General features: G+C 30.9%; 19 protein-coding genes. 8 read left to right on the forward strand and 11 right to left on the reverse strand.

All coding sequences use genetic code 11. The annotated features are described in order from the left end of the window. Nucleotides 1-9: 9 nt before the first annotated feature. Both FOC43_RS01265 and nth read right to left on the reverse strand, forming a co-directional pair. Entirely contained in the window at nt 10-660 is a 651-nt protein-coding gene (locus tag FOC43_RS01265; protein WP_002780169.1) for a DNA/RNA non-specific endonuclease, read from the reverse strand. Beyond that, nucleotides 657-1,283, reverse strand: coding sequence for an endonuclease III (gene nth, locus FOC43_RS01270; protein WP_002777553.1), 627 nt, complete (start codon nt 1,281-1,283; stop codon nt 657-659). The genes FOC43_RS01265 and nth overlap by 4 nt, the downstream gene beginning before the upstream one ends. An 82-nt stretch (nt 1,284-1,365) precedes the next feature. Here nth and FOC43_RS01275 point away from each other — a divergent pair, with 82 nt between their 5' ends. From FOC43_RS01275 to FOC43_RS01295, 5 genes are all read left to right on the forward strand, one after another. Continuing rightward, nucleotides 1,366-2,187: a peptidylprolyl isomerase gene (locus FOC43_RS01275; RefSeq protein WP_004283735.1), complete on the forward strand. Its 822-nt coding sequence runs from the start codon at nt 1,366-1,368 to the stop codon at nt 2,185-2,187. Further along, a complete protein-coding gene (gene fbaA / locus FOC43_RS01280) occupies nt 2,187-3,251 on the forward strand; it encodes a class II fructose-bisphosphate aldolase (RefSeq protein WP_002777549.1) in 1,065 nt (354 codons plus the stop codon). Before FOC43_RS01275 ends, fbaA begins: the two co-directional genes overlap by 1 nt. A 98-nt stretch (nt 3,252-3,349) precedes the next feature. After that, on the forward strand, nt 3,350-4,804 hold the full coding sequence (locus FOC43_RS01285; protein WP_002780172.1) for a MotA/TolQ/ExbB proton channel family protein: 1,455 nt from the start codon (nt 3,350-3,352) through the stop codon (nt 4,802-4,804). Then, nucleotides 4,801-5,751 carry an OmpA family protein gene (locus FOC43_RS01290; RefSeq protein WP_002789860.1) on the forward strand — a complete coding sequence of 317 codons (951 nt, stop codon included), beginning with the start codon at nt 4,801-4,803 and terminating at the stop codon, nt 5,749-5,751. The genes FOC43_RS01285 and FOC43_RS01290 overlap by 4 nt, the downstream gene beginning before the upstream one ends. A gap of 9 nt (nt 5,752-5,760) precedes the next feature. Further along, nucleotides 5,761-6,630 (forward strand): 1-aminocyclopropane-1-carboxylate deaminase/D-cysteine desulfhydrase, encoded by an 870-nt coding sequence (locus FOC43_RS01295; RefSeq protein WP_002789861.1) that lies wholly within the window; start codon nt 5,761-5,763, stop codon nt 6,628-6,630. A gap of 1 nt (nt 6,631) precedes the next feature. On the opposite strand, the gene FOC43_RS01300 is transcribed toward FOC43_RS01295, so the two are convergent. Next, a complete protein-coding gene (locus tag FOC43_RS01300) occupies nt 6,632-7,087 on the reverse strand; it encodes a low molecular weight protein-tyrosine-phosphatase (protein WP_002777540.1) in 456 nt (151 codons plus the stop codon). A 53-nt stretch (nt 7,088-7,140) separates the two neighbouring features. Here FOC43_RS01300 and FOC43_RS01305 point away from each other — a divergent pair, with 53 nt between their 5' ends. Both FOC43_RS01305 and FOC43_RS01310 read left to right on the forward strand, forming a co-directional pair. Beyond that, nucleotides 7,141-8,325 carry an MFS transporter gene (locus FOC43_RS01305; protein WP_004283737.1) on the forward strand — a complete coding sequence of 395 codons (1,185 nt, stop codon included), beginning with the start codon at nt 7,141-7,143 and terminating at the stop codon, nt 8,323-8,325. Between the two features lie 20 nt (nt 8,326-8,345). Further along, complete coding sequence (locus tag FOC43_RS01310) at nt 8,346-9,002, forward strand: DUF4230 domain-containing protein (RefSeq protein ID WP_002777536.1); 657 nt, start codon at nt 8,346-8,348, stop codon at nt 9,000-9,002. Here FOC43_RS01310 and FOC43_RS01315 read toward each other — a convergent pair. The 7 genes from FOC43_RS01315 to FOC43_RS01350 all read right to left on the reverse strand — a co-directional run bounded on the left by FOC43_RS01315 (nt 8,999) and on the right by FOC43_RS01350 (nt 17,812). Next, nucleotides 8,999-9,208 (reverse strand): 2-hydroxymuconate tautomerase family protein, encoded by a 210-nt coding sequence (locus FOC43_RS01315; RefSeq protein WP_002777534.1) that lies wholly within the window; start codon nt 9,206-9,208, stop codon nt 8,999-9,001. The genes FOC43_RS01310 and FOC43_RS01315 overlap by 4 nt on opposite strands. A 453-nt stretch (nt 9,209-9,661) precedes the next feature. Beyond that, the gene (locus FOC43_RS01325) at nt 9,662-10,144 is read right to left on the reverse strand and encodes a DNA-deoxyinosine glycosylase (RefSeq protein WP_002780181.1); all 483 of its coding nucleotides are present in this window, start codon (nt 10,142-10,144) and stop codon (nt 9,662-9,664) included. Continuing rightward, entirely contained in the window at nt 10,141-12,300 is a 2,160-nt protein-coding gene (locus tag FOC43_RS01330) for a polyribonucleotide nucleotidyltransferase (RefSeq protein WP_002789865.1), read from the reverse strand. Before FOC43_RS01330 ends, FOC43_RS01325 begins: the two co-directional genes overlap by 4 nt. A gap of 73 nt (nt 12,301-12,373) precedes the next feature. Continuing rightward, nucleotides 12,374-14,422, reverse strand: a complete 2,049-nt coding sequence (locus FOC43_RS01335; RefSeq protein WP_002777523.1) for an LPS-assembly protein LptD — start codon at nt 14,420-14,422, stop codon at nt 12,374-12,376. After that, complete coding sequence (locus tag FOC43_RS01340; RefSeq protein WP_002777521.1) at nt 14,412-14,864, reverse strand: RDD family protein; 453 nt, start codon at nt 14,862-14,864, stop codon at nt 14,412-14,414. The genes FOC43_RS01335 and FOC43_RS01340 overlap by 11 nt, the downstream gene beginning before the upstream one ends. Next, the gene (gene purD / locus FOC43_RS01345) at nt 14,861-16,111 is read right to left on the reverse strand and encodes a phosphoribosylamine--glycine ligase (RefSeq protein ID WP_002777514.1); all 1,251 of its coding nucleotides are present in this window, start codon (nt 16,109-16,111) and stop codon (nt 14,861-14,863) included. Before purD ends, FOC43_RS01340 begins: the two co-directional genes overlap by 4 nt. Before the next feature lie 240 nt (nt 16,112-16,351). Next, complete coding sequence (locus FOC43_RS01350; RefSeq protein WP_002845086.1) at nt 16,352-17,812, reverse strand: hypothetical protein; 1,461 nt, start codon at nt 17,810-17,812, stop codon at nt 16,352-16,354. A gap of 135 nt (nt 17,813-17,947) precedes the next feature. Here FOC43_RS01350 and FOC43_RS01355 point away from each other — a divergent pair, with 135 nt between their 5' ends. After that, nucleotides 17,948-18,505, forward strand: a complete 558-nt coding sequence (locus FOC43_RS01355; RefSeq protein ID WP_002831311.1) for a class I SAM-dependent methyltransferase — start codon at nt 17,948-17,950, stop codon at nt 18,503-18,505. Between the two features lie 122 nt (nt 18,506-18,627). On the opposite strand, the gene FOC43_RS01360 is transcribed toward FOC43_RS01355, so the two are convergent. Then, the gene (locus FOC43_RS01360; RefSeq protein ID WP_002783669.1) at nt 18,628-19,236 is read right to left on the reverse strand and encodes a class I SAM-dependent DNA methyltransferase; all 609 of its coding nucleotides are present in this window, start codon (nt 19,234-19,236) and stop codon (nt 18,628-18,630) included. Nucleotides 19,237-19,318: the final 82 nt, after the last annotated feature.

The following is a 19,318-nucleotide window of genomic DNA, read 5'->3' on the forward strand; positions in this document are numbered from 1 at the left end:
TCATAGCCTTTAGAATTTATTGCAAGAAATTTTATAATCATTGATTTCTTCGCTCTGGATATTGTTATTGGGTACTTCATAACATTCTTCAAACCGAGAAGTTTTGATAATCTTAACATAAGAACTCGGTATAGCAATGCCATTTTTAATAAATTTAGGATTTTTACCATAAAGTATTAGATTTAGCACTTCAACGCTTTGGAATTTAAAAGCAAGACTTCTTTCTCTTTGTTCGATTTCATTCCAAACCGTTGCATTAACTTGTGCATTTTGTGGAGTGATATTACTCATCAAAAAAACCGATGTTTGTGCTGCTTTACTAAAGCGAAAAGAAGCATTTGAGGCTATATGTCCTCGGGTATAACCACTATTTTTATAATCACTCCAAGTACTGCGGTATTTTTTAGGGATATTTGTGTCATCTTCAAAGCGAGCTCGTTTTTTGATCTGTTTTTCTTTTAGATTGGACGCTTCGACTTTATAGGCTACGGCTTTAGTGCCTTTGAGTTTATAATCATAACAATTGGTATAAAAAAATTTATCCAAAACAACAGAGCAATTTAAAGGATTAAAATAAGGCGCAAAATCTTTATCGGGCTTATAAGCTTCTAAAGCAAAAACATGAAGTGTAAATGCTAATAAAAAGATGATAAGTTTCATTCAAGTTCCTTGTCTTTACTTTTGCAAAGATGGTTTAAAAAACATTCTTTACATAGAGGTTTTTTAGCCTTGCAGGTATAGCGTCCAAAAAGCACCATGGCTTGATGAAGATAGTTAAGATTGTCTTTAAATATGCGTGTTAAATCCTCTTCAGTCGCTTCAGGAGTCTTAGCCTTGCTAAGTCCTAAGCGGTGAGAAACACGAAAAACATGAGTATCTACTGCCATGCAGTTTGCACCACACCATTCGATCAAAACCACATGGGCTGTTTTTTGTCCTACTCCTGCTAAGGATTTTAATTTTTCTTCATCCAGTGGAATTTCGGCGTTGAAATTTTCACGGACTGATTGAGCCATTTTGATGAGATTTTGGGCTTTGTTATTATAAAAAGAACAACTTTGTATATAGGTTTTAAGGCTTGATAAATTTGCATTTGCAAGACTTGTGATATCAGGATAAGCTTTAAAAAGCTCAGGGGTGATAAGATTAACCCTTTTATCGGTGCATTGTGCAGAAAGCATCACACAGACTAAAAGTTCATAGAGATTTGAAAACTTTAATTCTGTAGTAGGCTTATCAAAATGTTTTAAAAAAAGTTCTTTGATTTCTGAATTTCTTTTCATTTTTTTATTTTAATTAATTAGCTTTAAACCAAGTTGAGATATAATTGATTTTAATCTATTTTATTAAAAAAGGAAGTCTAAAATGAGAAAAGTTTCTTTAATTGCCGCAGCTTTAATTGCAGGTGTAACTTTAAATTTAAATGCAGCTACTATAGCTACTGTAAATGGTAAAAATATAAGCGATACTGAAGTGAGTGAATTTTTTGCACCGATGCTTAGAGGAGAGGATTTTAAAAGCTTGCCTGATCATCAAAAAAAGGCTCTTTTGCAACAATACATCATGCAAGATTTGATACTACAAGATGCTAAAAAACAAAATTTAGAAAAAGATCCTCTTTATAAAAAAGAATTAGAACGCGCAAAAGATAGCATACTTGTTAATGTTTATCAAGAAAAAATTCTTAATTCTATTAAAGTTGATTCTTCTAAAGTTAAAGCATTTTACGAACAAAATAAAGAAAAATATATCAAACCTGCTGCAGTTCAAGCTAAGCACATTTTAGTATCTAGCGAACAAGAAGCTAAAGATATCATTAAAGAACTCAAAGGTTTAAAAGGTAAAGCTTTAGATGATAATTTCAGCCAGCTTGCTCAAGAAAAATCAATCGATCCAGGTTCAAAAAATCAAGGTGGAGAATTAGGTTGGTTTGATCAATCAACAATGGTAAAACCATTCACTGACGCAGCATTTGCACTTAAAAATGGCACCATTACAACCACTCCTGTAAAAACAAATTTTGGCTATCATGTAATCTTAAAAGAAAATTCTCGTGCAAAAGAACAAATCAAATTTGATGATGTTAAAAAAGGCATTGAAAATGGTTTGAAATTTGAAGAATTTAAAAAAGTGATCAATCAAAAAGGTCAAGATTTGTTAAACAATGCTAAAGTGGAATACAAATAATGGGCTTGTTAGACATCGTAAAAGCAGGGGTTGTTAGCGGAGATGAGCTTAATAAAGTTTATGAATACGCTAAAGCACAGGGTTTTGCTATCCCTGCCGTTAATGTAGTGGGAACTGATTCGATCAATGCTGTTTTAGAAGCTGCTAAAAAAGTAAATTCTCCTGTTATCATCCAATTTTCTAATGGAGGAGCGAAATTTTATGCAGGAAAAAATTGTCCACAAGGTGATGTATTAGGAGCGATTAGCGGGGCTAAGCATGTGCATTTGCTTGCTAAGGCTTATGGTATCCCAGTGATTTTACATACAGATCACGCTGCTAGAAAGCTTTTACCTTGGATAGATGGACTTATAGAAGCAAATGCTGAGTACAAAAAAACTCACGGACAGGCTTTATTTAGCTCTCATATGCTTGACCTTAGCGAAGAGGATTTAGAAGATAATCTAAGCACTTGCGAAACATATCTTAAAAAACTTGATTCTTTGGGAATTTCACTCGAACTTGAACTTGGTTGCACTGGGGGAGAAGAAGATGGAGTGGATAATACAGGTATTGATAATTCTAAGCTTTATACCCAGCCTGAAGATGTAGCACTTGCATATGAAAGACTTGGGAAAATCAGCGATAAATTTTCAATAGCAGCCAGCTTTGGAAATGTACATGGAGTTTATAAACCAGGAAATGTAAGTTTACAACCTGAAATTCTTAAAAATTCACAAAAATTTGTAAAAGAAAAATTTGGCCTAGAAGTTGATAAGCCGATCAATTTTGTTTTCCATGGTGGAAGTGGAAGCGAATTAAAAGATATCAAAGATGCGGTGAGTTATGGTGTAGTAAAAATGAATATCGATACAGATACTCAATGGGCATTTTGGGACGGAGTTCGCGAATATGAAGCAAAAAACCGTGAATATTTGCAAGGCCAAATTGGCAATCCAGAAGGTGAAGATAAGCCTAATAAAAAATACTACGATCCGCGTGTTTGGCTAAGAAGCGGTGAGGAAAGTATGATAAAGCGTTTAGAACTTGCTTTTGAAGATTTAAATTGTATAGGAAGAAATTAAGCCTTTGGCTTAAATCTTCCAAATTTTATTTTAAAGATTTTTTAAATTGCTTGATAACAATCTTTAAAATAGAATTTAGCTAATGGGGTATTAGTGTTATGGATATAAGATCGGATGAAATTTCAGAACTCATTCTGCCAGAAAGTAAAGAGAAAAAAGGATATTTGGTTTATTTAAAAATTATTTTTATACCCGCTTTACTTTATGTTTTTATTTTATTGGGTTATTATGATATTATAAATTTTAAAGTCGAATTGCACACTGTTGTTATGATAGGCTTTATTTTTTTCACAGCCCTTGTGTTTGCAAGGCATAGTTCTGAATACGCATACAGCATTTTTGAACAACAAAAAGATGAATTTAAACAAGCCTTAAAAAGACATATTATGAAGCATTTTCTTACTATAGGTAAGGATACAAAATCTAATGCAAATTTTGATGATTTTGCTTATGCTTATGTTAGGGGTGCAAGGAATGAAAACTTTGCTAGTATTGGTGCAGCTATTTTTCCTATGATGGGAATTTTAGGAACTTTTATCAGTATAGCCTTGTCTATGCCTAATTTTAGCTCTAGCGATACAGCAGCCTTAGAGCAAGAGATCGCTCTTTTGCTAAGTGGTGTAGGAACTGCTTTTTATGTTTCAATTTATGGTATTTTTCTAGCTCTTTGGTGGATGTTTTTTGAAAAATTTGGAAAGAGTAAGATCGAGCGTTTGTTAAATCGTCAAAAAAATTCTACAAGTGGATTTTTTTGGACAAAAGAAGAGCTTGATCAAAGATATTTGAGTGAAAGCTTGCAACATTTTGAAAAAATCAGTGCCATTTTTAAACAAGTAAGCAATCAAGATTTTTTTGCAGAGCTTGATCATACTATAGATAGAAAATTTGGAATTTTTCAAGATATGCTCAATGTAGAAGAAAAAGCTATAAGATTGAGTGGGGAGCATATTAAGCAAACTATGGGTGAGTTAAGTAGAGCACAAAGAGATCAAAGAGATCTTGGAAAAATGTATGGCGAAATGCTAAATGGTATAGGAATGCTTAATCAAAATTTAAAAGAAATCAATATGCGAATGTCTGAACAATATAACCGCCTTCTTGATATCAGTAGTGAAAAAATTCAGCATTTTGATAAAACCTTGCTTGCTTTTGATGAAAAAGTAGATCGTTTTGGTAAAAATTTTGAATTATATGAAAAAGCCATTTTAGAAAGTCAAGAAAAAGTTTTTGAAGGTTTTAAAGCAAGTCTTTTTGAGGGTATGCATAAATTTAAAGAAGTTTATGAAGAAGAAAAAAGTATCGATGCGAAAATCAAAATGATGGATAAATTAAAGCAAGAAATTAAGAATTTAAATGAAGAAACAAATGAAGTGATGGCTAAAATAGGTAAAATTCCTAATCCTGCTCAAGAAGAGCAAGATAATATAGAAAATGAAATTCTTTCAAGCGAAAAGATAACTGAAAATACAGAGCAAACCAAAGAAAATCAAAATGATAGCGACACTTTAGATTCTAATAAAAATTTTAATAAAGAAGAAAAAGAAGATAAATGAAAAATGAGCAAGAAGAAGGTAATTTTTGGATAGCCTATGCTGACTTGATGGCAGGGCTACTTTTTGTTTTTATCCTGTTAATAGGTGCTATTGTAGTTAAATACGTTTTAACTCAAAGCGATCTAAGAGAAATTAAAGATAATCTTAACAAACAAGAAGCACGCTTAGAAGAAAGCAAGGAAGAGCTTAGAAATAAAGAAGCTATTGTTTTTAAATTAAGCTCTGATTTAAACAATGCTTCAAGTGCTTTAAATCTTATAAATTCTCAAAAAGCAGAACTTGAAGCAAATATCACTAATTATGAGCAATTAAGCAAAGAGCTTAATTCATCTATAGATAATAAAGATAAGCAAATTTTGATTTTGCTAGGTCAGCTAGAAAAGAAAGATGAAGAAATTAGAAATTTGCAAGAAAGCTTTGATAAAGCAAAAGAAAAGGTTCAAAATTTAAGTTTGATTCGCGAGAATCTAAGTAAAGAGCTACAAGCTAAACTCGATAGCAATATCACCATAGATCAAAAAACAGGTTCTATTTCTTTACCTTCTGAGGTATTGTTTGATAAGGATTCTTATACGCTTAAAAATGAAGCTAAGGCGAGTTTGAGAAAAATTTTAAGTGAGTATTTTAATGCTATTATCAATGATCCAAAGATTTTGTCTAATATTGAAAATATTATCATTGAAGGGCATACGGATAGCGATGGATCTTATATTTATAATCTTGATTTATCCCAAAAGCGTGCTTATGAAGTGATGAATTTTATCTATACTTTTTATAAGGATATAAGATTGCAAAAACTTTTGATGGCAAGTGGCAGATCGTTTTCTGATCCTGTTCTTGTAAATGGAGTAGAGGATAAAGATAAAAGCCGCCGCATAGAGATTAAATTCAGTATTAAAAATGATAATGCTTTAAAAGATGTTGAAAAGTTTTTTGAGTTTCACTAAGAATTTTAAATGCTAATTTCTCCTATAGAAAAAATTCAATTTCAAGGATTTGAATTTTATATCAAGCGTGATGATTTGCTAGGAGAGATCAATGGAAATAAAGCTAGAAAACTTGCTTTTTACCTTTCTCAAAATTATAATCAGAGCCAACGCTTTATAAGTTATGGTGGCATTCAAAGTAATGCTTTAGTAGCACTTAGCATATTTGCAAGTAAAAGAAATTTAACTCTTATTTATGCTTGCGAAAAGATTCCTACTTATCTAAGAAATAATCCTTGCGGTAATTATAAATTAGCCTTGGAAAATAATGTTTATTTTATTGAAAATCATAGCGATAAAGACTTAAAAACATTTGCACTTTCTTTGTGTGAAAAAGATGATGTTTTTATAGAGCAAGGAGTTGCTAATTTAAATGCCGAATCAGGTTATATTCAACTAGCCAAGGAAATAGAAAGTCAAAGTAAAAATTTAGGTTTAGATTTTGATATTTTTCTACCCTCTGGCACAGGAACTTCGGCTGCATTTTTAGCTAAAAATTCCAAATTTAAAGTTTTTACTTGTGCTTGTGTTGGAGATGAGTGCTACCTTAAAACTCAAATTTTAAATCTTATTAAAAATTATGATTTTTCGAATTTAGAAATTCTAAAAAGTGATAAAAAATATCATTTTTCTAAACTTTATCTAGAATTTTATCAGCTTTATAAAGATTTAAAACAAGAATGTCAAATAGAATTTGACTTGCTTTATGACATGCTAGGATTGAGCATAGCCTTAAAAAGAGAATGGAAAAATCCCTTGCTTTATATCCACCAAGGAGGAATTTCTGGAAATTCCTCTATGTTAGAAAGATATATATTTAAATATTGTAAAGATAAATGATTTATTTTTGTAGATGGCTTAAAAGATTTTTACACGCTAAAGAAATGATTTGATAGGTTTCATCAAAATTCCCACTATACCATGGATCAGGGACTTCATCATATCCTAAATGAGAAGCAAAATCAGTGATTTTTAAAAGTTTATTTTGAGTATTTTTATAATTTTTTTGAACATTCTTAAAATTAGAATTATCCATGGTGATTAAAAAATCACTTTCATCACAAAGTGCTTGAGTGAGTTTTTTGCTTGTAAAATTTTGATATTTTATATTTAAGCTTTTAAGTTTATTTTGAGTGCCATAGTGCATATTTTCTCCATCGTGTTCTCCTGAGGTTCCAGCACTGGTTATAAAAAATTCTTTTTCTAAATTTGCTTTTTTAACAAGATCTTTCATAACAAATTCAGCCATGGGGGAACGACAAATATTTCCAAGACATACAAAAACTATCTTTTTCATTTTCATCCTTGAAATTTAATTGAAAATTATAAAAAATATCATACAATAATTTTATGGAAAATTTCAATAGGACTTTATGGGTATGTTGGTTTGGCGTCTTTACTACAAGTATGGGACTTAGTCAAATTGCTCCAATCTTGCCTTTATATATCAAAGAATTAGGACATACAGATACTAGCGAAATCGCATTTTACTCAGGATTAGCTTTTGGAATCACACCACTTGGAATGGCTATTTTTTCACCTTTGTGGGCATATTTGGGTGCAAAATACGGCTATAAAAATATGCTACTTCGAGCAAGTTTAGGAATGTCAGCTTTAACGCTGTGGCTTAGTTTTGCTCATGATGCTATGGAAGTGGTTTTGATACGAGGTTTAACGGGTATTGTATCAGGATTTACCGCAGCAGCTGTTGTTTTTATCGCTGTAATAGCACCCAAAGAAAAAGTAGCTTATGCTTTGGGGACACTTTCTACTGCATCTATCAGTGGGAGTTTGTTAGGTCCTTTATTTGGTGGAGTTGCGGCAGGAATTTTTAGCATTAGTGTAGTTTTTGATTTGGTAGCCTTTTTGCTTGCTTGTTCTTTTGTGACAATTTTTCTTTTTATTCATGAGAGAAAAATTCAAAAAGAAGCAAAAAAAAATACTCAAGAATTTAAAGAAAATAAAAAACTTATTGTTATTATTTTTATCACAACTTTTATCATTCAGTTTGGAACTTTTGGGGTTATGCCTATTTTAAGTCTTTATGTAGAACAAATTTATCAAGGTGAAAATTTGGCTCTTTGGGCAGGTATAGTTGTAGCTGCAAGTGGGATTAGCAACCTTTTCTTTGCGCCAAAACTTGGAAAAATAGCAGATAAAATCGGCCCTAGCAAGGTTATTTTTAGCGCTTTGATATTTTGTGGAATTTGTTTTTATTTACAATCCTTGGCTACCAATGTTTATGCACTTATTTTCGTAAGATTGCTTATAGGAATAGGTCTTGGAGGACTTTTGCCTTGCGTGAATGCTTTGCTTAAAAAAGGTGTTAGTGCTAAAAATTTAAGCCTTGTATTTGGCTTTAATCAAACTTGTCAGTTTTTAGGAAATTTTTGCGGTGCTTTTGGAGGAGGATTGATAACAGCGCATTTTAGTGTAGAACTTGTTTTTGCTTTTGTTTGCTGTATTTTTATTTTAAATGCTATAATTTTTTTGATATTTGAAAGAAATTATATTTTTTCTAATCAAGGTTTATAATTCTTTAGAAAGGTGATTTTATGGAACTCATTTTACTTAGTTTGATTGTTATTTTGCTTGTATTTGTCATTATAAAGCAGTTTAAAAATAGCTCTAAAATAGAAGAGAAGGACATTCATATTAGCAATGATATTACCCAACTTAAATCCATAGGAGAGCTTAGTGTTTTTCAAGTCTTTAGTAAAGAAATTGTTACTAAAAAAGATAGTGCTTTTAACGGAATTTGGAAAAGTATTTTGGGTTGGTCTTTAAGCGAAAGACAGATTGCTTTGATTTTTGAATTTGAGATCACATTTTTATATGATTTAAGAGATAAAAATTTTGAAATCATAGTTTTAGATAATGATCATTATAAGATTATTATGCCTGAATGCAAATACAAGCACAGCATTATAGATATGAAATTTTATGATGAAAAAAATGCTAAATTTTTGCCTTTTTTACTGCCTGATTCTATTAATAGCACAGGACTTAGCTTTAGTGAAAATGACAAAAATAAACTTATAAGAGAAGCCAAAGAAGAGGTTAAAGAATTGTCATTAAATCTTATTAGAAATTTAGAAAGTAAAATTCACAAAAGTGCTAGAGATACTTTAGAAGCTATAGCCAAAGGTTTTGGAGCAAAAAAGGTAGAGTTTGAATTTAAGGACAATACTCAAAAGCTAGATATAAACTAGCTTTTTTCTTTTCTTACTTGAGTGATACTTTTTCCACCTAAGCCGTAATTGTCTGTATCGATTTCATCAATGATTACTACGGTTGAGGCTTTGTTTTTGTTTAAAACTTTAGCGAGTAAATCTGTAACTCCTGCGATAAGCTCTTGTTTTTGTTCGCTTGTAGGTTCACCGTTTTCTTTGGTAATGCGTATATTTACAAAAGGCATTTAAAACTCCTTTATATATTTTTTAATAATTTTAAATAGAAAACATTAATACAAGCTTATTAGAAAAGCTCATTTTTTATAAAAATTATTTTGATAATTAATATTAAATTTATAAAAACAAGATTATAATTTAATATCAGTATTAAAATATAAATTCATCTATAGTTTAAATTTATATAAATAAAAAATGACTCACTATCACAAAAGCTGATTAAAATTTGCTAAAAGGATGTCATAAATCTTAAAATGTTTGATTTTTTTATAAATTATATGATTTTTTGTGCTAAAGATCTTTCTAAATTGTTTTTAGGAACTTTAGCTTTATTTTTATTTGCCTTTTTTGGATTTATGTTTTTTATATGCGAAGGTGTGTTTTTATATGTATTACTTTTTTGTGAAATAATTTTATTTTTATATATGCTTTTGGGTATTTTTTACATACGTAATCAAAAATTATTTTATAAAATTTTTGATTATTTTATAGCTTTGCAAAAGTTGTTCAAAAGAAAAATTTAAATTTGCAGGAGAGCTTGAGGGTAGGGCTATGGCTTTTAAATGAGGATGAAATTTAGTAAAAAATCGATAAGCACTTTTCCCTGTGGTAAAAATAGCTTGGATTTGTGCTTGAGAAAGGATTAAATTTAAATCATTAGCCTTTGCGTAACTTATGGTTTTATCATCTGAATTTTTAATCTTACAGCTTTGAAGCACATCCCAAATGGCGATATTTTTTTCTTTTAAAAACGCTTGTTGTTTTGTTATATTTTCTAATCTTGTATCAAAAAGTGTTTCTAGTATAGGCCAAAAACGATTTCTTGGGTGCTGGTAGTAAAATCCATCTTCTCTTGATTTTACCGAGGGAAAAGATCCTAAAATTAAAATTTTAGAATCCTTATCAAAAAAGGGTTTAAAAGGATGAGTTAAAAACTCACTCACTCGCATAAATCCACAGAGATTTTGCCATTTTTAATCTCACTTACTTTTACTTTTAAAATTTGATTTTCACTTAAATTGAGATTTTTACTTTTAGAATTATGAAGCAAGCCATCAATTCCATTTTTAAGTTCTATAAAGGCTCCAAAATTCGTGATTTTTTTGACTTTTCCTTCAAATTCTTCGCCGATTTCAAAGTTTGATAGATCTTTTTCTTTAAAGCCTTTTTTATTATTTTTTTGAGAACTTGTGATATTGATAATATAATCTTTTGCGGCTTTAATTTGTTCGTTTTCATTGCCCGCAATTTTTACTTCACCCTTTTCACGATCTAAGTCTATAGAAACACCAAATTTTTCAATAATTTCTTTGATAGTTTTTCCAGCTTGACCTATGATATCGACTATTTTTGAAGGATCAACATTGAAAAGCTCGAGTTTTGGCAATACCTCTTCATTAACAACAATTTCCTTAAGTGCTTCTTCCATGATATTTAAGATATGAATTCTACCTTCTTTAGCTTGATACAAGGCTTCTTTGAGTATTTTTTGATCAATACCGCCCAATTTGATATCCATTTGTAAGGCTGTGATACCGTCTTTGCTACCTGCTACTTTAAAATCCATATCCCCATCATGATCTTCTAAGCCCATGATATCAGTTAAAATAGCATATTGATCGCCTTCAAAAATAAGCCCCATAGCTACTCCTGCTACAAGTTTTAAGCTAGGTACTCCCGCTGCTCTTAAGGCTAAAGACCCTCCACAAACCGTTGCCATAGAACTAGAGCCATTGCTTTCTAAAATTTCACTTACCAAACGGATAATATAAGGATAATTTTCATCTATGCTTGGATAAAGGGCTCTTTTGGCTAAGTTTCCATGTCCTAACTCTCTTCTTCCAGGTGCTTTGATAGGGCTTGCCTCGCCTACTGAAAAACCTGGAAAATTATAATTAACCATAAAGCGTTCATTGATAGGATTTTTTTCGGTTAACACATCAACCATTTGCGCATCATTTTCACTACCTAAAGTCGCCACAACCAAAGCTTGAGTTTGTCCGCGTGTAAAAAGGCAAGAGCCATGTGCATTAGGTAAAATATTTGTTTCTATGGCAATAGGACGCACTTCATTTAAATTTCTACCATCTGCTCTTTTTTTTGTATTTAAAATTTGGCTACGAACGATTTTATGTTTGACTTTTGCTAGGGCATTTAAAATACTTTCTTCATCCCATTTTGTCGCGCTTTCAAAATTTAATATTTTTTCAGCAATTTTATTTAACTCACTCGCTCTTTCACTTTTTGCCATTTGATTGATAGCCTGTACGATTTGATCGTGAAAATTATTTTCTATAAAGGCGAGAAGTTCGAAATTTTCTATTTCATCTTTGAAATTTAAATCGCTTGATTTTTTATGTTTCAAAAAAGCTTCTTCATAAGCATTAGAGCCATTTAATATAGCTTTTTGGGCTAGACTTAGCGCTTCTAAAATTTCATCTTCGCTAAGTTCATTCATGCTTTGTGAAGTTGTTTGGGTTAAAACATCTGCATAAGGAACTTCGATAAAGATTTCATCTTCTTTTTGATTAGGTAAAGCACGCATTTCTATCATTAAAAGCTCATCTTTAACCCCTGCTACATAAAGATCAAGGGTGCTATTTTTAAGTTCTTCATTGTTTGGATTTAGGACAAATTTTTCTTCTATGCGACCTATGCGAACTCCACAAACAGGAGCTTTCATAGGAATATCACTAAGATAAAGTGCTACGCTTGCTGCATTTAGACTCATAACTTGAAGATCTACTTGAGGATCAGCAGAAAGAACCATTACGACAATTTGTGTCGGGTAGGCATATCCTTTTGGAAAAAGTGGACGCAAACTTCTGTCTATAATGCGTGCAGTTAAAGTTTCTGCATCGCTTGGTTTGGTTTCTCTTTTAACATAGCCGCCCGGGATTTTTCCTGCTGCATAGGCTTTTTCTATATACTGAACAGTTAGAGGCAAAAAGTCTTCTTCAACAGGCTTTTCCTCTCTTGCAACCGCGGCTAAAACGACACTTTTTCCTTGTCGCATAAGCACAGCACCTGCAGCTTGTTTAGCTACTTTTTCTATATCGAATACTTCTAAATTGCCATTGATTTCTATACTGTATTGCATCATTTGTCCTTTTTTTCCATATAATAAATTTGTCAAACTTTTAAAAATATTTAGCAAATCTCATTCCTTAATTTTAAATTTTACTCTCCGTTTCTGCTAAAGAAAAATCGTATTTAACTCCACCTAAAGGATAGAAGTTAAAAATAAAATAAATACCGCTTTGATTTTTAGCAGTAATTCCCGCACTTGTAAGTTGCGGATCAATTCTTTCTCTATACATTAAAGAATAATTCCAACATTTGCGTTGAAAAGTATATCCAAGCTCCCACATATTAGCATGCGCTCTTTGGGTATCAAACCAAATTCCTCCAAACAAATGATAATTTGCATTTGCAAGGTAATTTGCGCGCGTGCCTATAAAACTATATTTTCCATACTCATCGTTTTGATAAGCATGCGAAAAACTCCAATTGAATTTAGGGTTAGGATTGATCTCCATTTGACTGATGATATTTGTAAAACGATCTTGAAGATCAGAGTAAATAATCTCACTATTAAAACTGATATTGTTATTATAATAATAGCTTAATAAATTGCTTATCTCATCAAACTCACCTTGCTTGTTTAAATAATCAATATTAATTCTATGTTTGATTTTTTTTTGACCTTCATTATTGTAAAAGTATTGAGTAGTATAAAAGCCAAGATGTTCCTCTTCTTTGTCAATTTCTTCAAGATAATCTTCTGAAATACTTCCTGATTTGGCTCCTGGAAGAACATATTTTAACCCAAAATTAAGAGTATGAAAAAAATTATCATATGCTTTAGATAAATCAGTATAAAGATTAAAATCGTGCGTATTTCTAAAATAATGCTCATGATCTTTTTGAGGATAATGACTATAGTTTAAAAATGAAGCATAAAAGCGTTCGGTAAAAGTAAAATGCAAGAAGTCATCAAAAAAAGCATTATGATAAGAAATAGGCAAATTTAAATTCAATTGATTTGCATAAGGGCCTACAGGGCGATAAAAATTATGAAAAGATGCATCAAAAGAATAACGCAAGCGTTCATCAAAAAAATTATTCAAAAAACGATGATATTGAAAGCTTGGATATTCTTGTAAGGTATTATCGTTATTTAATGCAGAAGTATCGATATAATACTTTGCATAAGCTCCATAATAATTATTTTCATCCGCTAGAAAATAATTGATTTTTGAAGTAACTAATGAATTTAAATCACGATAATCCCTGCTGCCAAGATTAAGATAATCTATATCATTAAGATAGGTAGCATCTATCCATAAGCCTTCTTGAAAATTATCGCCCAACAGGGTTTTAATTAAATCATTTCTAGCATATTTTAATTCTGCGCCGTAATGACTTTGGTTTTTTAAATTTTCATCATGATAATAGGATGAATTTTCTCTAAAAGCTCCTAAATTTACCTCTCCTATAGAATAAGGAGAGTCGATAAATCTTAAGGTTGAGTAAAGCCCAAAACCACGATCGGTTCTAATTTGAGGATTTAATTCTAGATCCCAATTTTCATAAGGTGCGATATAAATAGGCTGTTCATAATACAAACCTTCGCTGTTTTTTAAGACTATTTTTGGGATTAAAAGTCCGCTTTGGCGGTGGGTATCTGCACTAAAACCAAAATAGGGTAAATAAAATATAGGAAAATCTTTAACATATAATTTTGCATTATATAAATGAACAAAATTATTTTCCCTATTGAGCCATCCTTTAGAAAAGCGAATTTCCCAATCAGGATCTTCGACATTACAACTTGAAACAGCTGAAATTTCGCTTTTGAAAACATTCTCATCTAAATAGCTAGTCTTGCTTTGAAACCATACTTCTAAATTATTATTAGAAAAGAAAAAATTATTAAAATTAGCTTCATTTGAATTTAAATTGATTTTAGCATAGTTTGAATGAGAGCGTTCATTTTGTCCTCTTAATATATTCACATCACCAAAAAGCTCTAAATCTCCGGTTTTTTCATTGTAAATAGCCTTATTGGCAGTGATAAAATAAAAATCTGAAAAAATAATCACATCATCGTTTGCAGTGAGTATATCCCCTTGTTTTTTAGCATCAAGTGCATAGATATCAACTTGAGTGGCATTGAGTAAAGTAAGACTAGCGCTTAAAAATAAAATTTTACGCCACATTAACTACTATTGTCCTTGCTAGATAATCTTCCCAAGTTTTGCGTAAATCATTGCTTAAAGCCCAAGCAAAGCCCAACATAAATGCCATATCGCTTATTTGCCTAACGATTGAGCGTATACAGCTTTGGTTTAAATTGGGTTTGTCTAATAAGTCTTCATCTAAAATAATGATTTTGCATACCATTTTTCCTAAACTTGCCCCATATAAATAAGTAAAAATTGTTTGGTAAGTAATATGAAGCAATAAAAATCCTAAGTAAAAATCGCCCAAAATTTGAGCTGTATCAAATAAATCCTTAGCATTAAGTAATTTATCATAAAAAATAACAAATACAATCAGCGAAAGTACAAGATTATCGATAAAATATGCCAATATCCTTTTATTGAAACTAGCAATGGTAAGATTTTCTCGCTCAAGACGCGTAAGTAAATCTTCTTTCATTGAATAACCTGATGAGCGATATCTTTTCTAAATTGCTTGCCTTTAAAATGAACATTTTCACAAAGCTCGTAAGCTTTTTTCTGTGCCTCTTCTATGCTTGAGCCTGTACCAACGCAAACCAATACACGCCCACCATCTGCCATAAGTTTACCATCTTCTAAACTTACTCCAGCATAAGAAATATGTGTATTTTCAGGAATATTTGTTATAGAAATTTCACTTTTTGGAGAGCTTTTGTAAGGATAGTTTTCACTCGCGCATACTACGCCCACTGCATAATCTTTTTTAATTTTTATCTTGGTGTGTCTTAAACGCTTTTGTGTAGTGGCTAAAATAAGTTCTAAAGGATTTTCAATCAAAGGCATTAAAACTTCACATTCAGGATCACCAAAGCGCACATTAAATTCCAAGACATAAGGCTTATTGCCTACAACCATAATACCTATAAACAATACCCCGCAAAATTCACTGCCTTCTTTTTTCATACCTGCAAGAGTTGGGATAATGATATCTTTTTGTATTTTTCTAAGCAAGCTTTCATTAGCTAAAGAACTCGGAGCATAAGCTCCCATACCACCCGTATTTGGTCCTTTATCCCCATCTAAAAGTTTTTTATGATCTTGTGCAGCAGGTAAAAGCACAAAGTCATTGCCATCACATACCGCAAAAATACTAAGCTCAAAGCCATCTAAAAATTCTTCCACAACGATAAGTTTACCCGCTTCTCCAAAGCTTTCTCCACTTAGCATTTTAGAAGCCTCTTCTATGGCTTCTTCGTGAGTTTTTGCGATAATTACTCCTTTGCCAGCACAAAGCCCATCGGCTTTAACGACTATAGGAGGAGTTAAGCTTAATATAAAGTTTTTTGCTTTTTCTATGTCATTTGTGTTTAAAAATTTTGCTGTTTTAATACGATATTTTTTTAAAAAGCTTTTCATAAAAGATTTAGAAGTTTCAAGCATAGCTGCAGCTTTTGTAGGTCCAAAAATAGGAATATTGTGTTGTTTAAAAATATCTACAACGCCTTCAGCTAAAAAACTTTCACTACCCACTATGCATAGATCAAATTCTTTTTCTTTTGCATAAGTGGCTAAAACTACAGGATCTTTAAAATTGAGATTGGTTCCAAGACTTTCGGTAGCACCATTACCAGGAGCAAAGTAAAATTCTAAATTTTCATCCACACGCTTTAGCGCTAAAGCGATAGAATATTCACGAGCACCGCTACCCAAAATCATTATTTTCATTTATTCTCCTTATATAAAACCCAAACAGCCGCTTAATAAAGATTGACCCCAAAAAGTCAAAGAAAACCGTTAGGCGATTTTTAAAGGCTGTAACTTCTCGCTTCTTTCGAAACTCAAACGACGCCACAGAACACGGTAAATCGCACAATCACAGTTAATAAAAATATGTTGGATCACTTTAAATATCACGAACTGTTTAGGCAAGCAAATTATAGCCTTATTTAGCTTAAAATTCTATGTTTAAATCAGTTTAAATTTGGTTTTTCCTATTTTATCAAAATGTTTTCCTTCTAAAATAATATCTGCTACACTTTCCCATACATGTTTTTCATCGATAAACACTATATCAAAACTATTATCACGCATTAAAGACTGATAATTGACTTTTTTAGGGGCGTACTTTACTATGAAATAAGGATTTTGCGCAAAGGTTTCTATTTTTAATTTACAAAGCAAATCCAAATCCGAAGTCACGACTAAAAATTTTTTTCTTTGTTCTTTGGTAATTTTTTGGATATAAACTAAAAGTTTTTGATCAAAAGGATTTAGAGCGGATTTATTTAAGCGACTTAAGTAATGTTCTGCAAAAGAAAGAGAACAGAAAGAATTTTCTATATTACTCATAGTAAAATAAGAATTTTTAACCCCTGATGATTTTAAGGACAGGTGCCAAATTTTAACATCCATTATCGTAGCACATAAATTAAGACCTGTAATTATTTTTTTAAAGAGTTTTTCGCGTGAAAGCTTGAAAGCATTTTCAAAAATATTATAATTTTTCTTATAAAAATCCTCTTGTATAGCACCCAGTCTTTTAAGGGTTGTTCTATAATACTCCGCTTCTTTTTGAAGTTTTGCTAATTTTTCTTGTCTTGCTTTGAGTTTTTCAGGATCTGCATTGGCCGCATTGCTTTTAAGTTGAATTTCAGATTGTAAAGCTTTCATTTGTGCTTCAAGTGAAGCAAGGCGGTTTTTTCTTGTATCTATAGTGGCTATTAAAGCTTGGTAATGGCATTGTAAAGATAAGAAAGTTTCATTAAATATTTTAGTGATATTGGGTTTTTTATCTGCTATCATTTGTTTGTAAGAATTTTCTAAGTGCATCATAATGCTTTTTAGGGCGCTAAATTGGGTTTGATCTATACTATTATCCATAAAAATTAAAGTATCATAAGCTTTAAATAAAAATCTCTTAAGAATGAGATAGTCCAAAATACAAGGAATATCTTTTTCATCTTGTAAATTGGCTTGCAAGGCTTCAACAGATAAAATTTCATGGGCAAAATATTTTTGTATGGCTTGAGGAATAGTAAAAGATAAGGGAATTTTTTCTATAGAATCAAAATCAATGCTTCTATAAAGTTCTGTAATATACGCACTTCTGCGAGAATTTTGTAAATCTTCAAGCTCATCATCACTATTGGTTTTCCAAAAATCATGTTCAGTGATAAAATCACCCTCTTTAAATTCTTGAAATTTGGAAGGTTTTATCCCTGTGATAGTTTTGCTTACAGGCACAGGAGCGCCGTTTTCAGACTTTTTATCACTAGAGAGCGTGCGAAATTCAACAAGCATCCCAACACTTGGCATACTTTTTTTATCATTCCAAATTTGACGACTAAAGTCAAAAAAAGTATTTGCTGAATTCGTTACAGTTCCACGCCCTGTGGAATCCATATATATAGCTATTTTTCCATGCATATTTCATCCTTGAAAGTTTTTAAAAGATAATTTTAGCTTTATTTTTATAAAAATTTTATAAGCAAAAGAATAAAATTACATGTTTGATTTTAAAATTCTTTTTAGTTATATTTTTTTTACCATAGGAAAAATTGAATGTTTTTTTATGAATATCTTAAAAATCCAAAACAAATCGGTGCTTTTTGTTCTAGCTCTCAAAAGCTAGGTTTTGTTATGACTCAAAATATTAATTTGCGTCAAGCAAACTATATCGTAGAGATTGGACCTGGCACAGGTGTTTTTACTGAAAATATTTTAAAATATAAAAATAAAAAAGCACAATTTTTTGCTATAGAAATCAATAAAAATATGGCAGATAAGCTTAAAAGAAAAATTGTAAATTTGGATATAGAAATAGGGAGTGCTGAAAATTTACCTTATTTTTTAAGGCAAAGAAATATCACCTATGCAGATGTGATTATAAGTGGAATTCCGTGGAGTTTGCTTAGGGATCACGAGCAAGAAAAGCTTTTAAAAATCATCCATAAAAGTTTAAAACCTAACGGATATTTTAGCACCTTTGCTTATGTGCTACCTACTTATTCAAGTTTAAAATTTCGTCAAAAGATATTTTCTCTTTTTACAGAGGTGAGAATTTCAAAAGTTGTTTGGCAAAATTTCCCACCCGCTGTGGTGTATTATTGTAAGAAGTAAATTTTTATCCCCATTTTTTTGATAAAACACAACTTAATGCTTTATTACACGGATTGTCCTAAAAATAAGCACGCATTGTAAAATTTTTGGATTAAAGCTTGATAATTTTAAATAAAGCTATATTATAATTCTTTCTTTTTAGCAATAATGAGCAATTCTCGATCACCCGTAGTTTCTTCTATATAATCTTCTATGGAAGATAAGATATCAAATCCGTTTTGCTTTAATAATTTATGTACTTTTTCTAAATCTAAAGCACTATGATAAAATGATTCTTTCCACATTGTGCTTATAATTTCGCCATCATTTTTTCCATGAGTAAATAAAAACAATCCACCAGATGTCAACAAAGAAGAAATGATTTGATAAATACATTCTTGTTTATCATACCTAATGTGCCAAATAGAATCAAATGCGATGATTGCATCATATTTTTTATCTGTTTTGAAATTTAAAATATCCTCTACTAAAAAAGTGGCATTATGTAAGTTAAGTTTTTGTGCTTGTTTTATCATTTCTTCTGAAATATCTATCCCTGTAACTTGAAATCCTTGTTTTGATAAATATAAAGCGATAGGATATCCAGTTCCACAACCAATATCTAGCACTCTTGAATTTGGACTTAAATTATTTGCGAAGTCGACAATGCATTGATTGATTGAGGTATTTTTGCGAAATTCACTCCACTTTTTACAAATTTTATTGTATGAATCTTTTATACTATTTTCCATCCATATTCCTAAAAATTTTAACACTCTTTGATTTTTATAATAAAATTAATACATTTAATATAAGCTTTTTCTATGACTTTAT

The sequence above is a fragment of the Campylobacter coli genome (genome assembly GCF_009730395.1).
GTDB classification, from domain to species: Bacteria; Campylobacterota; Campylobacteria; order Campylobacterales; family Campylobacteraceae; genus Campylobacter_D; species Campylobacter_D coli.

Coding starts and splice junctions, on each gene's coding strand:
- FOC43_RS01330 (WP_002789865.1), bottom strand. CDS start 12,300: ATGCAATACAGTATAGAAATCAATGGCAATTTAGAAGTATTCGATATA.
- FOC43_RS01290 (WP_002789860.1), top strand. CDS start 4,801: ATGAAAAATGAGCAAGAAGAAGGTAATTTTTGGATAGCCTATGCTGAC.
- FOC43_RS01295 (WP_002789861.1), top strand. CDS start 5,761: ATGCTAATTTCTCCTATAGAAAAAATTCAATTTCAAGGATTTGAATTT.
- FOC43_RS01275 (WP_004283735.1), top strand. CDS start 1,366: ATGAGAAAAGTTTCTTTAATTGCCGCAGCTTTAATTGCAGGTGTAACT.
- FOC43_RS01300 (WP_002777540.1), bottom strand. CDS start 7,087: ATGAAAAAGATAGTTTTTGTATGTCTTGGAAATATTTGTCGTTCCCCC.
- FOC43_RS01305 (WP_004283737.1), top strand. CDS start 7,141: ATGGAAAATTTCAATAGGACTTTATGGGTATGTTGGTTTGGCGTCTTT.
- FOC43_RS01350 (WP_002845086.1), bottom strand. CDS start 17,812: ATGCATGGAAAAATAGCTATATATATGGATTCCACAGGGCGTGGAACT.
- FOC43_RS01315 (WP_002777534.1), bottom strand. CDS start 9,208: ATGCCTTTTGTAAATATACGCATTACCAAAGAAAACGGTGAACCTACA.
- purD (WP_002777514.1), bottom strand. CDS start 16,111: ATGAAAATAATGATTTTGGGTAGCGGTGCTCGTGAATATTCTATCGCT.
- FOC43_RS01360 (WP_002783669.1), bottom strand. CDS start 19,236: ATGGAAAATAGTATAAAAGATTCATACAATAAAATTTGTAAAAAGTGG.
- FOC43_RS01310 (WP_002777536.1), top strand. CDS start 8,346: ATGGAACTCATTTTACTTAGTTTGATTGTTATTTTGCTTGTATTTGTC.
- fbaA (WP_002777549.1), top strand. CDS start 2,187: ATGGGCTTGTTAGACATCGTAAAAGCAGGGGTTGTTAGCGGAGATGAG.
- FOC43_RS01285 (WP_002780172.1), top strand. CDS start 3,350: ATGGATATAAGATCGGATGAAATTTCAGAACTCATTCTGCCAGAAAGT.
- FOC43_RS01355 (WP_002831311.1), top strand. CDS start 17,948: ATGTTTTTTTATGAATATCTTAAAAATCCAAAACAAATCGGTGCTTTT.
- nth (WP_002777553.1), bottom strand. CDS start 1,283: ATGAAAAGAAATTCAGAAATCAAAGAACTTTTTTTAAAACATTTTGAT.
- FOC43_RS01265 (WP_002780169.1), bottom strand. CDS start 660: ATGAAACTTATCATCTTTTTATTAGCATTTACACTTCATGTTTTTGCT.
- FOC43_RS01340 (WP_002777521.1), bottom strand. CDS start 14,864: ATGAAAGAAGATTTACTTACGCGTCTTGAGCGAGAAAATCTTACCATT.
- FOC43_RS01335 (WP_002777523.1), bottom strand. CDS start 14,422: ATGTGGCGTAAAATTTTATTTTTAAGCGCTAGTCTTACTTTACTCAAT.